A 13,663-nucleotide genomic window follows, 5' to 3' on the forward strand; every position below is an offset into this window, starting at 1 on the left:
GCCAGGCATCAAACCAGTGAAGAAGCCCCGGACGAGAGTCCGGGGCTTTTTTACGTCCGTACTCCGGCAAATTTCCCGCCAAAAACCGCGTGATTAGCGGTTTTTTAGCCATTGAACAATGTACTCTGCAACCTGATCAGGCTGATTAATATCCAGCACCGGTACCTGAAGCGCTAACGCTTCATCCGTCGCTACGGCAATCACCCAGTCATCCAGCAATTCATCAATTTCTCCCTTAACGCCGCGCCGCCATAGCACCATCCTGGGTACGGGTTCCTGTTTAAACCCCTCGACCAGCACCAGATCCAGCGATGCAGCGTCCATACGGCTTGCCAGCTGCGCTAAACTAAACGGCTGTTGCGGCGTTTCGCACATTAACGCCCAGCGTTGTTCGCTGGCGACGATCACCTGATCGGCTCCCGCTTTGCGCAGCAGATAACTGTCTTTTCCCGGCGTATCGATGTCCATCTGATGATGGGTATGCTTGATCAGCCCGGGGCGAATGCCCTGCGCTCTCAGTAGCGGAATCACCTGTTGTAACAGGGTGGTTTTGCCGGTGCCACTCCAGCCCACCACCGCCAGTAGCGGCACACTCATCACGCACTTTCCTCATTAACCAAATCGTCAGGCGTATTGATATTGCGGAAGGCGGCTTCATCATCATCAAACAGTACGCCGTGTCCGCCATGTTCTCGCATGAACTGCATCAGACGACGTTCTCCGCGCAGCAGCCACGCTTCCAGATCATCGGCCAGCGCACGATGCACCAGGGCCAGCGCCGGATGATCACGCTGACCCGATGTCACCCACACGGCGGCGGCTGCACCACGCTGCTGCCACAGCCGTGCAACAAAATCCTGCGGTAGCCACGGCGTATCGCAGGCGCAAAACGCCACCCATTCGGTCTGGCTGTGCCGCAGGCCGCTGAGCATGCCTGCCAGCGGACCGGGATAATCAGGCAGCGAATCACGAATCACCTGACAACCACTTGCCTGATAACGATCAATGTTACGGTTGGCGCTAATCAACACAATATTGACCTGCGGCTGTAAACGCTGCAGAACGTGCTGATAAAGCGGTTTGCCCTGTAATGGCAGCAAGCCCTTATCCTGACCTCCCATACGGCTGCCTTGCCCGCCTGCGAGGATCACACCGGTAAATGCGGTCATCTTCGTCTCCCTGTTTATTCTGGACGATACTTAACTCGCGGTAGCGAACCACCTGCGCAAAGGAATCAATGATGAAATATCACCGACTCAATGAACTGCTCGAACTGCTGCAGCCTGCCTGGCAGCAAGAACCCGATCTCAACCTGCTGGCATTTTTACAAAAACTGGCGCAGGAATCAGGTTTCAGTGGCCCATTAAGTGAATTAAGCGATGACGTATTGATTTACCATCTCAAAATGCGTGATGCCGGTAGTCAGGCTGTGATCCCGGGTCTGAAGAAAGATTATGAAGTGGACTTCAAAAGCGCGCTATTACGTGCGCGCGGTGTGATCAAGGATGATGAGTAGTGTTATCCTTGCGCGTTCAACGCACAGGTAACACACAGGCACAATGATGAGCGAAGCCGCTTTTAATTTTCAGACGCTGAATCCCGACGTCATCCTTGATGCGCTCTGGGATGCCGGTCTGCGGGTCGAGTCCGGCTTAACCGCCCTGAACAGCTACGAAAACCGCGTGTATCAGTTCAGCGATGAGGATAAGCGACGTTATGTCGCTAAGTTCTATCGTCCGCAACGCTGGAGCGCCGCGCAGATCGCTGAAGAGCATCGCTTTGCTCAGGATCTGCTGGACGATGAAGTGCCGGTTGCCGCACCGCTGGCGCTGCAGGGCACTACGCTCAATCAGCACGCTGGCTTTATGTTCGCGGTGTTCCCCAGCCTCGGTGGCCGGCAGTATGAAACCGACAATGAAGAGCAGATGGAGTGGGTAGGTCGTTTCCTTGGCCGTATCCATCAAACCGGACGCCACAGCCCGTTCCGCCAGCGGCCCACCCTGGGCCTGCAGGAGTATGTGGTTGAGCCACGCCTGCAGCTGGAACAGAGCGCGCTGGTGCCCGCCTCGCTGAGGGATGCACTACTGAAGGCGTTAGATAAACTCAGCGCCACGCTGCAGCAGAGCTGGCATAGCCAGTGGCAACCGCTCCGGCTGCACGGTGACTGCCATCCCGGCAATATTCTGTGGCGCGATGGGCCGATGTTTGTCGATCTCGATGACGCGCGCACCGGCCCGGCAGTGCAGGATTTGTGGATGCTGGTGAACGGCAGCCGTCAGGAACAATTGATCCAGTGGGATATTTTGCTGGAAGCGTATAACGAATTTGGTGATTTCGATTTACACGAATTGACACTGATTGAGTCTTTACGCGCCATGCGCATGGTTTATTATCTGGCCTGGGTGGTACGCCGCTGGCAGGATCCCGCTTTTCCGCGCGCCTTCCCCTGGATGACCGATGAGGACTTCTGGCGCCGGCAGATTGCACTATTTATCGAGCAGGAAAGGCTGTTACACGAACCGCCGTTACAGCTTAGCCCGCAATTTTAATGAAGTACTCAGGAGATGTTCTCACGATGAAAAAGATTTGGTTTGCGCTGGTAGGTTTGATGCTGGCATTTAGCGCCTCAGCGGCACAGTTCAACGACGGTAAACAGTACGTTACGCTGCCAAAACCGGTCGCCGGTGAGCCGCAGGTTATGGAATTCTTCTCCTTCTTCTGCCCGCACTGCTACCAGTTTGAACGCATTTACCACGTCAGCGATGCGGTAAGAAAAAATCTGCCAGCGGACACCAAAGTGACCAAATATCACGTTGATTTCCTCGGCGGCGACTTCGGTCCGGTGGTCACGCATGCGTGGGCAGTGGCAATGGCGCTGGGTGTGGAAGATAAAGTGACCGCACCGATTTTCGACGGCATCCAGAAGACCCAGACCATTACCGACGCAGCCAGCCTGAAAGAAACCTTCATTAAAGCAGCGGGTATTACCTCTGAAGATTACGATGCAGCGTGGAACAGCTTCGCCGTGAAGGCGCTGGTTGCACAGCAGCAGAAAGCGGCTTCGGATGTTAATCTGCAGGGCGTACCGGCGATTTTTGTTAACGGCAAATACATGGTTAACAACGGCGGCCTGGACACCAGCTCAATGGATAACTTCGTGGCGGATTATGCCAACGTCGTGAAATTCCTGGTTGAGAAAAAGTAATTAAGCGCTGAAAACGCGATGGCTTATGCTGTAGCGGCGCGGTTATCACCCGCCGCTACAGTGAAAACAACCCACACCACATCCTTAATTCACTAAGCTATTCATCCCTCACCGCCAGCGTTTTTTGATTACCCTTTCGCTTAATATCCACATAGACGATCGCCTTTTTAAAAAGGTGTTTCGTATCACGGCAAGATTATAACTGACTGATTGTAAAAAAATTTTAATCGTAAAATGATTGCAATTAACGTAAATAACAATACGTTATGAATTTTACGCACAAAGTTATCCACAAGATGATCCTTGCGATCCGCGCCGCGTAACCGCGAAAAAGATCCTCACTTTCTGCTGTTACTTCAACATTGTTCGCTGGTTGTGGCATCCTTATAACCCTGATTATCGCAACGAAGAAAATACAAACCTATGGCGCAAATTGCAGAAAATCCCCTGATTCTGGTAGATGGCTCTTCCTACCTCTACCGTGCATATCATGCCTTTCCGCCGCTGACCAACAGTGCGGGTGAGCCAACCGGCGCCATGTATGGTGTGCTCAACATGCTGAAAAGCCTGCTGATGCAGTATCAACCCAGCCATGTGGCTGTGGTCTTCGATGCCAAAGGCAAAACGTTCCGCGATGAGCTGTTTGAAAATTACAAATCGCATCGTCCACCGATGCCGGACGATTTACGCGCGCAAATCGCGCCGCTGCATGAGATGGTAAAAGCCATGGGGCTGCCGCTGCTGGCGGTGTCCGGCGTGGAAGCCGATGACGTGATTGGCACGCTGGCGCTGGAAGCGGAAAAGCAGGGGCGTGCGGTGCTGATCAGCACCGGCGATAAAGATATGGCGCAGCTGGTGACGCCGGGCATTACCCTGATTAACACCATGACTAACACCGTGCTCGGTCCGGAAGAAGTCGAGCAGAAATACGGTGTGCCGCCTTCGCTGATTATCGATTTCCTCGCCATGATGGGCGACAGCTCGGACAACATCCCGGGCGTTCCGGGCGTGGGCGAGAAAACCGCACAGGCGCTGCTGCAGGGGCTGGGCGGCATGCAATCCATCTACGACAACCTTGATAAAGTGGCCGGGCTCTCCTTCCGTGGAGCAAAAACCATGGCGGCGAAGCTGGAGCAGAATCGCGATGTGGCGTTTCTCTCCTACCAGCTGGCGACCATCAAAACCGATGTGGAACTGGAGCTGGCCTGCGAGCAACTGACGGTTAACGAGCCTGATGTTGAAGCATTGCAGACGCTGTTCAGCCGCTATGAGTTCAAACGCTGGCTAGCCGATCTGCAGGAAGGAAAATGGCTGCAGGGTAAAAAGAGTAATAGCCAGGCGCAGAAATCGCTGCCGGATGAACCCGTCGTGGCCGCAGCGGAAACGGTCAGCGTGCTGTCATCCGACGGCTATGTCACCATCCTCGACGAGGCGACCTTTGCCGACTGGCTGAAAAAACTGCAAAGCGCCGACGTGTTTGCTTTTGACCTGGAAACCGATTCGCTGGATACCCTGAGCGCCAATATTGTCGGCATTGCCTTCGCCGTGGCACCGGGCGAGGCCGCTTACCTGCCGGTGGCGCATGACTATCTTGACGCGCCACCGCAGCTGGATCGCGCCGCGGTGCTGAAGCAGCTGAAACCGCTGCTGGAGGACAGTAAAGCAGCGAAGGTCGGGCAGAACCTGAAGTACGATCGTGGCGTACTGAAAAATTACGATATTGAGCTGAACGGCATCAAATTCGACACCATGCTGGAGTCTTACTGCCTGAACAGCGTCGGCGGCAAGCATGACATGGACAGCCTGGCGGCCCGCTGGCTTAACCACAAAACCGTCACTTTCGAAGAAATCGCCGGTAAAGGTAAAAATCAGCTCACCTTCAATCAGATCGCGCTTGAGCAGGCGGCGCACTATGCGGCAGAAGACGCTGACGTCACGCTGCAGCTGCACCTGCAGATGTGGCCGAAGCTGGAGCAGGAAGCCGGTCCGAAGCAGGTATTCGAGGCGATTGAGATGCCGCTGGTGACGGTCATTTCCCGCGTAGAGCGCAACGGTGTGCTGATCGATCAGAACATCCTCGCGAAACATTCGCAGGAGCTGACCACGCGTCTGGCCGAGCTGGAGCAGAAGGCGCATGAGCTGGCCGGCGAGCCTTTCAACCTCTCCTCCACCAAACAGCTGCAAACCATTCTGTTTGAGAAGCAGGGGATTAAGCCGACGAAGAAAACGCCGGGCGGCGCGCCATCGACCAGTGAAGAAGTGCTGGCTGAGCTGGCGCTCGACTATCCGCTGCCGAAAGTGATTCTTGAGCATCGCGGCCTGTCGAAGCTGAAATCCACTTACACCGATAAGCTGCCGCAGATGATCAATCCGATCACCGGTCGGGTGCATACCTCTTATCACCAGGCGGTGACGGCCACCGGACGACTCTCCTCGACCGACCCGAACCTGCAAAACATTCCGGTGCGCAACGAAGAGGGACGGCGCATTCGTCAGGCGTTTATTGCAGGCGCGGATAAGCGCATCGTAGCCGCCGACTATTCGCAGATTGAGCTGCGAATTATGGCGCACCTGTCGCAGGACAAAGGCCTGCTGGATGCGTTCGCGCAGGGTGAGGATATCCACCGCGCCACGGCGTCCGAAGTGTTTGGTGTGGCGCTGAGCAAGGTTTCCGGTGAGCAGCGCCGCAGTGCGAAAGCGATTAACTTCGGACTGATTTATGGCATGAGCGCATTTGGTTTGTCGCGTCAGCTGAACATTGGTGCCGGCGAAGCGAAGAAGTACATGGATCTCTACTTTGAGCGCTATCCGGGCGTGCTGCGTTATATGGAAGCGACGCGCGCGCAAGCCGCGGATAAGGGATACGTCGAGACGCTGGATGGTCGTCGTCTGTGGCTGCCGGACATCAACTCCAGCAATGCCATTCGCCGTAAAGCTGCCGAACGTGCGGCGATCAACGCACCGATGCAGGGCACCGCGGCGGACATCATCAAACGTGCCATGATCGCCGTTGACGGCTGGCTGCTGCTGCAGAACAGTGATGAGGTGAAAATGATCATGCAGGTACACGATGAACTGGTATTTGAGATCCACAAAGATGCCGTCGCAGGTGCCAGCCAGACGATCCGCGAACTGATGGAGAACAGCATGAAGCTGGATGTACCGCTGCAGGTTGAAGTGGGAACCGGTGATAACTGGGATCAGGCGCACTAAAGGCCCGCTGCCCGCCGCAGATGCAGGCGGCGGGTAACGTCATAAGAAAAAAGTTTACTTAATCGGTTCAGCCGGTCATCAAAACTGCCGGTAAAATACAGGTTAAGTAACTGCTTATCGGCTAAGCATTTTTTTGGTAATTAAACTACATGCCCTGCGCGAAAATGTGACGAAGCTGGTAAAAAAGATGTCGAATTCTGAAACTTAACAACAAAAAACCCTTTGTTGGTCAGAAAAAATCGGGTAAAGTTCATCGCGTAGGGTACAGAGGTAAGATGTTCTATCTTTCAGACCTTTTACTTCACGTAATCGGATTTGGCTGAATATTTAGCCGCCCCAGTCATTTATGACTGGGGCGTTTTTTATTGGGCTTTTTCTGAAAAAAAGCGGACGCAAAGGTCCGCTCAGGCGCTACTCTGACAGCGCTTCACCGTCGCCTTCCTGCGCCGGAGTCAGCTCGCTAAACCAGGTATCAAGTTTCTGACGCAGCTTATCGACGCCCAGTTTTTTCAGCGATGAGAACATCTCGACCTGGACATCGCCCATAAATGCCAGCGATGCCTCACGCACCATGTTCAGCTGCGCTTTACGGGCACCGGAAGCCAGCTTGTCGGCTTTAGTCAGCAGAATCATAACTGGAATACCGCTCTGCACCGCCCACTCAACCATTTGCTGATCGAGATCTTTAAGCGGATGGCGGATATCCATCAGTACCACCAGTCCTTTCAGGGCCTGACGTTTCTGCAAATATTCACCCAGCGCGCGCTGCCATTTACGCTTCATCTCTTCCGGGACTTCCGCATAACCGTAACCTGGTAAATCCACCAGGCGTTTGCCTTCCACCACTTCAAACAGGTTAATCAGCTGCGTTCGGCCTGGTGTTTTACTGGTACGCGCCAGGCTTTTCTGGTTGGTCAGGGTATTCAGCGCGCTGGATTTGCCTGCATTTGAGCGCCCGGCAAAGGCAACTTCAATGCCCGTATCCGCCGGTAGATGACGAATATCCGGCGCGCTGAGCATGAAATGGGTGACGTGATAGTTCAAAGCAGACAATGTAAAACTCCAGCAGAATGATCGGGCAATGGCGCTGATTATACCTGTTATGGCGCAAAAGTGCCCGACAGGCGTCTTAACGCGCCATTTTGTAAGAGATCGCCGCTAACTGCTACCAGTGATGACGGATTCATGCAACATTCATTCGTTATATTACTGTTTATTTTCAATAACTTACGTTAAACATGAAAAAGACCGCTCTAAATTAGAGACAAGTCTCACTTGTTCAATTTACTGTTTGGTCTACATTTGTTGTCAGTGCACGGCAGCACCCATCAGGATGATGAGCTCAGGAGCGTCGGGGATGACCGCGAGCATGGCAGGAGAGCGATTCAGGCAGGAATCGGACAGGGACAGGGATTACTCGCAGGAGCGATGTGGCGATGGAGCAACCGGGACGTTGTGAGCCGTAAAGGATTTGACGCGTGTTTCCTTCGTATGAAGGTGCGAAATAAGGCGATAGCACAGGCTATCGCCTTTTTTCTTTGTCATCTTTCTGCTAGATTTCGCCGCAATTCTATACTGAACTCACCAGGCATCGCCGAGACCGAACACATGAAGCAACCTGCACCAGCCCAGCGTGGCAAACCTGCTGCTAAAGCGAAACGCAAATCGCGTGAAGAACTGAACCAGGAAGCCCGCGATCGCAAGCGCGATAAAAAGCACAGCGGCCACAAATCCGGCAGCCGCGCCAACCCGGAAACGCAGAGCGCCGGTAAAGGGCACAGCCAAAAGAGCGCCGATCCGCGCGTGGGCAGCAAAAAGCCAGTCGCGCTGGTGGCGGACGGCAAAACTCTGCCCGAAAAGAAAGTGGCGAAGCCAAAGCCCAAAGCCGAAAAAGTGCGTCTGACGCCGCAGGAAGAGCTGGCGAAGCTGGAGAACGATGAGCGTCTCGACACGCTGCTCGATCGCCTTGAGAGCGGCGAAACCCTGAGCGCAGAAGATCAGGCGTGGCTGGATGAGACGCTGGATCGCATTGACGAGCTGATGGAAACGCTGGGCATTGCGCTGGACGACGACGCCGAAGACGAGCAGGCAGAAGAGGATATGATGCGCCTGCTTAAGGGCCACTAACCGCCATTTTTGATCGGCATGCGGCTTTGCGCATGCCGCGCTAAACAGGTATTCACCTATGTTTTGGCCTGGATCAATTTTAGCGCTGCTGCTGACATGTTATCTGCTGTGGTTATTGTTTAAACTACGCCGCCTGTCGCGGCTGAAATCGCGCTTACGGCGGCGTTCCGCCCAGCGCTTCTTCTCCTCTTCTGCCACGCGACCCGCCCTCAGACGACGTCACCGTAAGGAGTGAGCATGTCATCGCAGCAGATTGAGTGGGATCAGCGGCTCATCGAAAAATACAATTACGCCGGCCCGCGTTACACCTCTTATCCCACCGCACTGGAGTTTAGCGAAAGCTTTGGTGCGAGCGATTTCCAGCACGCGGTTGAGCGCTATCCCGAGCGCGCGCTGTCGCTGTACGTGCACATCCCGTTCTGCCATCGTCTCTGCTACTTCTGCGGCTGCAATAAAATCGTGACGCGCCAGCTGCACAAGGCCGATCGCTATCTTGACGTGCTGGCGCAGGAGATTCGTCAGCGCGCGCCGCTGTTTGCTGGCCGTCGCGTTACGCAGCTGCACTGGGGCGGCGGCACGCCAACCTTCCTCAATCAACAGCAGGTCAGCCGGCTGGTGGCGCTGCTGCGCAGCCATTTTGATATTACCGACGATGTGGAGATGTCGATCGAGGTCGATCCGCGTGAAATTGAGCTGGAGATGATCGATCACCTGCGTGCGGAGGGCTTTAATCGCCTGAGCATGGGCGTGCAGGATTTCAACAAGGCGGTGCAGGAGCGGGTCAACCGCGTTCAGGATGAAGAGACCATTTTCGCCCTGGTGCAGCGTGCCCGCGCGCAGGGATTCCGCTCAGTCAGTCTGGATTTAATCTACGGCCTGCCGCTGCAGACGCCAGAGAGCTTTGCCTTTACGCTGCAGCGGGTGATTGCGCTCAATCCGGATCGCCTCAGCGTCTTCAACTATGCGCACATGCCTGCGCTGTTTGCCGCTCAGCGCAAAATCAAAGATGAGGAGCTGCCGACGGCGGCGCAGAAGCTGCAAATCCTGCAGCAAACCATCGCGACGCTGACCGGTGCGGGTTACCAGTTTATTGGCATGGACCACTTTGCCAAACCGGATGATGAACTGGCGGTGGCGCAGCGCGCCGGCGTACTGCATCGCAACTTCCAGGGTTACACCACGCAGGGCGAAACCGAACTGCTCGGGCTGGGCGTTTCGGCCATCAGCATGCTGGGCGACAGCTATGCGCAGAATCAGAAAGAGTTAAAAGCCTGGTATGCCAGCGTTGAGCAGCAGGGCCATGCGCTGTGGCGCGGCTTATCTCTCAGCGAAGATGATTGTCTGCGGCGGGATGTGATTAAAGCGCTGATCTGTAACTTTGCGCTGGATTTTGCCGACATCGAAGCCCGGTGGCCAGTGGTGTTTGAACGCTATTTTGCTGAGGATTTAGCGCTGCTGGCGCCGCTGGTGGCCGACGGCTTGCTTGAGATCGGTGAGCGCCGGCTGCAGGTGACCGGCATTGGCCGTCTGCTGATTCGCAACATCTGCATGTGCTTTGACCGCTATCTGCGGCAGAAAGCACGGATGCAGCAATTTTCGCGGGTAATTTAAGCATAAAGGGAGCCAGCGCTCCCTTTATGTTAACTGAACAGACTGACGCTGATGGCGCAGACCACGGCGGCCAGCGCGGTTTGCGGTGAGTGAGTCACAGCATTACCGATTGCCGCCACGTTATGCGCGATCAGCTGGATGACAGATTGCAACATGTTAGCCTCTCCCGATTGCCGCCCGTATGATACTGAACGGCACCGGTCTGTACAGATGTTACGCGCAGAAAGTGTGCAATAAATAACCCTTTTACACTTTTCCGCGTTATTCCATGCCCAGTTCTTTCAGTTTACGCGTGAGCGTATTGCGGCCCCAGCCCAGTAAACGTGCCGCTTCCTGCTTGTGGCCCTGCGTATGACGCAGCGCAGTGGTCAGCAGCGTACGCTCCATCTCCGGCTGTGCTTCTGACAGCAGGTTCTGATGACCGGAACGCAGCGCGCGGTCTGCCCACTGCGCCAGCAGCGTTGCCCAGCTGTCCGGCAGCGACTGCACCGGATTTTCCGGCGTACTCGACTCAAACAGCTCCGGCGGCAGATCCTGAATCAGCACTTCCTGGCCCGCAGCCATCACCGTCAGCCAGCGGCAGGTGTTCTCCAGCTGGCGCACATTGCCCGACCAGTGCAGCCGTGTCAGCGCAGCTTCGGTCTCCGGATGCAGAATTTTCGCTTCCACGCCCAGCTCACGCGCTGCGACCTGCAGGAAGTAGCGCGCCAGACGCGGGATATCCTCGCGACGTTCACGCAGCGGCGGCAGATGCACGCGAATCACGTTGAGGCGATGGAACAGGTCCTCACGGAATTTGCCCTCCTGCACGCGCAGCTCCAGATTCTGGTGAGTTGCAGCGATGATGCGCACATCCACTTTGACCGGCGCATAGCCGCCAACACGATAGAACTGGCCATCGGCCAGCACGCGCAGCAGGCGCGTCTGTACATCAAGCGGCATATCGCCGATTTCGTCGAGAAACAGCGTGCCGCCATCGGCCTGCTCAAAGCGGCCCTGACGAATCTGGTTCGCGCCGGTAAACGCGCCTTTCTCGTGGCCAAACAGCTCCGATTCGATCAAATCCTTCGGGATCGCCGCCATATTCAGCGCGATAAACGGAGATTTGGCGCGCGGGCTGTGGCGATGCAGCGCATGCGCGACCAGCTCTTTACCGGTACCGGACTCGCCGTTGATCAGCACGCTGATCGACGAACGCGACAGGCGCCCGATGATGCGGAAGACATCCTGCATCGCCGGCGCTTCGCCGATGATGTCGGTGGTCGGGCCGCTTACCGGCTGATTGCGCGGCTGCTGCTGCTCCTGATAGTGACTGATGGCGCGCTCTACCAGCGCGACCGCTTCATCGATATCAAACGGCTTTGGCAGGTAATCAAATGCGCCCTGCTGATAAGCGCTGACCGCCGCGTCGAGGTCCGAATGCGCGGTCATAATGATGACCGGCAGCATCGGATGACGCTGTTTGATCTGCTTCAGCAGCGCCAGACCATCCATGCCTGGCATACGAATATCCGACAATAATACGTCCGGGGTTTTGGTCGAGAGCGCATCCAGCACCTCGTTGCCGCTGTCAAAGGTGGCGCAGCTTAAACCGGCTCCAGTGAGCGCACGTTCAAGCACCCAGCGGATGGAGCTATCGTCATCGACGATCCAGACTATCCCTCGTTGCATAGAAACCTCACTGGCGAATAGGCAGGTAAACCGAGAATTCGGTGTGGCCTGGCCAACTGTTAAATTCAATTTTTCCCAAATGCTGATCGATCAGGCTGCGGGCGATAGAGAGACCTAAACCGGTGCCACCTTCGCGTCCGCTGACCATCGGATAGAACAGCGTATCCTGCAGCTGGGCCGGAATGCCCGGGCCATCATCTTCAATGTCGATACGCGCCACCAGCCGGTAACGCGTGCCGTGTAACGTCAGCTGAAACGCGGTACGGGTACGGATGACAATGGTGCCGCCCGCTTCGCCCAGCGCCTGCAGTGCGTTACGCACCACGTTGAGCAGCACCTGCTCAATCTGGTCCGGGTCGTGCGGCAGCTCCGGCAGGCTGGGGTCATAATCACGCACCAGCGAGACGTTTTCCGGCAGCTCCATCGACACCAGGTTAACCACACGTTCAGCCACCTGATGGATGCTCTGGGTCACGTGCAGTCCGGGCTGCTGCGGACCCAGCAGGCGGTCGACCAGGTTACGCAGCCGGTCGGCCTGCTCAATAATCACTTTGGTATATTCATTCAGCGCCGGATCGGGCAGGGCGCGCGATAATAGCTGTGCCGCGCCGCGCAATCCGCCGAGCGGGTTTTTAATTTCGTGCGCCAGGCCGCGTACCAGATCGCGCGCGGCAACCTGCTGGGCGTGCTGAATCTGCTCCTGGCTGAGACGGCGCTGATTATCCATCGGCGCCATTTCCAGCAGAATAAATCCGTCGGGTAGACGCTGTGCCGTGAGCGACATAATGTGCGCGCGGCCATCCACCACTAACGTGACTTCGCTATCGGTAAAGCCCTGGCCTGCCCCTAAACTCTCGCTCATTACCTCAATGTTCAGCGAAAAATAGCCGGTAAGTTCCGGTAAGGGCGTGCCGAACAATTTTCGTGAGCTTTGCGCCAGTAATTGCTGGGCCGCCGGGTTGGCGTAGTGGATAACCAGATCGTTATCGACCAGCAAAATACTGTTGATCAGGGAGTTGAGAATCTGCCCCGCGTCGGGCAGCGTGCCAGTTGCCATACAGCGTTCCTCTGCACTAAATTAGTGCATTATAGCCTTTGGGGACGCAAATCTATCCGTCGAACGATGAATTCGCGGTGAAAAAAGCCCATCCGGAGATGGGCTAAAGTTTCCACGGCAACAAAAAATCTTCAGCGCCAGGATTAGCACCGTCGCGGCGTTGGCGGCTACGGTGCATCTGCGCGAATCTTTTAAGGATTAAACGCTGTAGTACAGTTCGAACTCAACCGGGTGCGGGGTCATGCGTACGCGGTCGTTGTCAGCTTTACGCAGTTCGATGTAAGCATCGATAGCGTCGTCGGTGAACACGCCGCCACGGGTCAGGAACTCGCGGTCTTCGTTCAGTGCATTCAGCGCTTCTTCCAGCGAACCGGCCACTTTTGGAATCTCAGCTTCTTCTTCCGGCGGCAGGTCGTACAGGTTTTTGTCCATCGCATCGCCAGGGTGGATCTTGTTGATCACGCCGTCGAGGCCGGCCATCAGCAGTGCGGTGAACGCCAGGTATGGGTTAGCCGCTGGATCCGGGAAGCGCGCTTCGATACGACGTGCTTTCGGGCTGGCCACTACCGGGATACGGATAGAGGCAGAACGGTTACGTGCTGAGTAAGCCAGCATTACCGGTGCTTCGTAGCCTGGGACCAGACGCTTGTAAGAGTTGGTGGTTGGGTTCGCCAGGGCGTTGATCGCTTTAGCGTGCTTGATAACACCACCGATGTAGAACAGCGCAGTTTCAGACAGGCCGCCGTACTTGTCGCCAGAGAACAGGTTCACGCCGCCTT

Annotated in this window: 12 protein-coding genes and 1 pseudogene; 6 read left to right on the forward strand and 7 right to left on the reverse strand. The window is 55.9% G+C overall.

Annotation, left to right across the window (positions count from 1 at the left end; translation table 11 throughout):
- Positions 1–93: 93 nt before the first annotated feature.
- A complete protein-coding gene (gene mobB, locus QMM04_RS16210; RefSeq protein ID WP_282996538.1) occupies positions 94–597 on the reverse strand; it encodes a molybdopterin-guanine dinucleotide biosynthesis protein MobB in 504 nt (167 codons plus the stop codon).
- Positions 597–1,169: a molybdenum cofactor guanylyltransferase MobA gene (gene mobA / locus QMM04_RS16215; RefSeq protein WP_021507127.1), complete on the reverse strand. Its 573-nt coding sequence runs from the start codon at positions 1,167–1,169 to the stop codon at positions 597–599. Before mobA ends, mobB begins: the two co-directional genes overlap by 1 nt.
- A 71-nt stretch (positions 1,170–1,240) precedes the next feature.
- On the opposite strand from mobA, the gene QMM04_RS16220 reads away from it, so the two are divergent.
- The 4 genes from QMM04_RS16220 to polA all read left to right on the forward strand — a co-directional run bounded on the left by QMM04_RS16220 (position 1,241) and on the right by polA (position 6,418).
- Complete coding sequence (locus tag QMM04_RS16220; protein WP_021313943.1) at positions 1,241–1,516, forward strand: YihD family protein; 276 nt, start codon at positions 1,241–1,243, stop codon at positions 1,514–1,516.
- Between the two features lie 46 nt (positions 1,517–1,562).
- Positions 1,563–2,549 carry a serine/threonine protein kinase gene (locus tag QMM04_RS16225; protein WP_058780483.1) on the forward strand — a complete coding sequence of 329 codons (987 nt, stop codon included), beginning with the start codon at positions 1,563–1,565 and terminating at the stop codon, positions 2,547–2,549.
- 26 nt (positions 2,550–2,575) lie between these two features.
- Positions 2,576–3,205 (forward strand): thiol:disulfide interchange protein DsbA, encoded by a 630-nt coding sequence (gene dsbA / locus QMM04_RS16230; RefSeq protein ID WP_021507125.1) that lies wholly within the window; start codon positions 2,576–2,578, stop codon positions 3,203–3,205.
- A 423-nt stretch (positions 3,206–3,628) separates the two neighbouring features.
- Entirely contained in the window at positions 3,629–6,418 is a 2,790-nt protein-coding gene (gene polA, locus QMM04_RS16235) for a DNA polymerase I (RefSeq protein WP_282996539.1), read from the forward strand.
- Positions 6,419–6,829: 411 nt separating this feature from the next.
- Here the strand turns inward: polA and yihA are convergent, their stop codons facing one another.
- Positions 6,830–7,471, reverse strand: coding sequence for a ribosome biogenesis GTP-binding protein YihA/YsxC (gene yihA / locus QMM04_RS16240; RefSeq protein WP_031279643.1), 642 nt, complete (start codon positions 7,469–7,471; stop codon positions 6,830–6,832).
- A 555-nt stretch (positions 7,472–8,026) separates the two neighbouring features.
- On the opposite strand from yihA, the gene yihI reads away from it, so the two are divergent.
- A complete protein-coding gene (yihI, locus tag QMM04_RS16245) occupies positions 8,027–8,545 on the forward strand; it encodes a Der GTPase-activating protein YihI (protein ID WP_058775454.1) in 519 nt (172 codons plus the stop codon).
- A gap of 237 nt (positions 8,546–8,782) precedes the next feature.
- Positions 8,783–10,156, forward strand: a complete 1,374-nt coding sequence (gene hemN, locus QMM04_RS16250) for an oxygen-independent coproporphyrinogen III oxidase (protein WP_282996540.1) — start codon at positions 8,783–8,785, stop codon at positions 10,154–10,156.
- 29 nt (positions 10,157–10,185) lie between these two features.
- Here hemN and QMM04_RS16255 read toward each other — a convergent pair whose 3' ends face one another.
- The 4 genes and pseudogenes from QMM04_RS16255 to glnA all read right to left on the reverse strand — a co-directional run.
- The gene (locus QMM04_RS16255; RefSeq protein ID WP_021507120.1) at positions 10,186–10,311 is read right to left on the reverse strand and encodes a YshB family small membrane protein; all 126 of its coding nucleotides are present in this window, start codon (positions 10,309–10,311) and stop codon (positions 10,186–10,188) included.
- Between the two features lie 106 nt (positions 10,312–10,417).
- Entirely contained in the window at positions 10,418–11,827 is a 1,410-nt protein-coding gene (gene glnG, locus QMM04_RS16260) for a nitrogen regulation protein NR(I) (RefSeq protein ID WP_031279642.1), read from the reverse strand.
- 7 nt (positions 11,828–11,834) lie between these two features.
- Entirely contained in the window at positions 11,835–12,884 is a 1,050-nt protein-coding gene (gene glnL, locus QMM04_RS16265; RefSeq protein WP_282996541.1) for a nitrogen regulation protein NR(II), read from the reverse strand.
- Positions 12,885–13,082: 198 nt separating this feature from the next.
- Positions 13,083–13,663: pseudogene (gene glnA / locus QMM04_RS16270) on the reverse strand (glutamine synthetase); the annotation flags it as partial.

Source organism: Pantoea sp. Pa-EAmG (assembly GCF_030024295.1).
Lineage (GTDB): Bacteria > Pseudomonadota > Gammaproteobacteria > Enterobacterales > Enterobacteriaceae > Pantoea > Pantoea dispersa.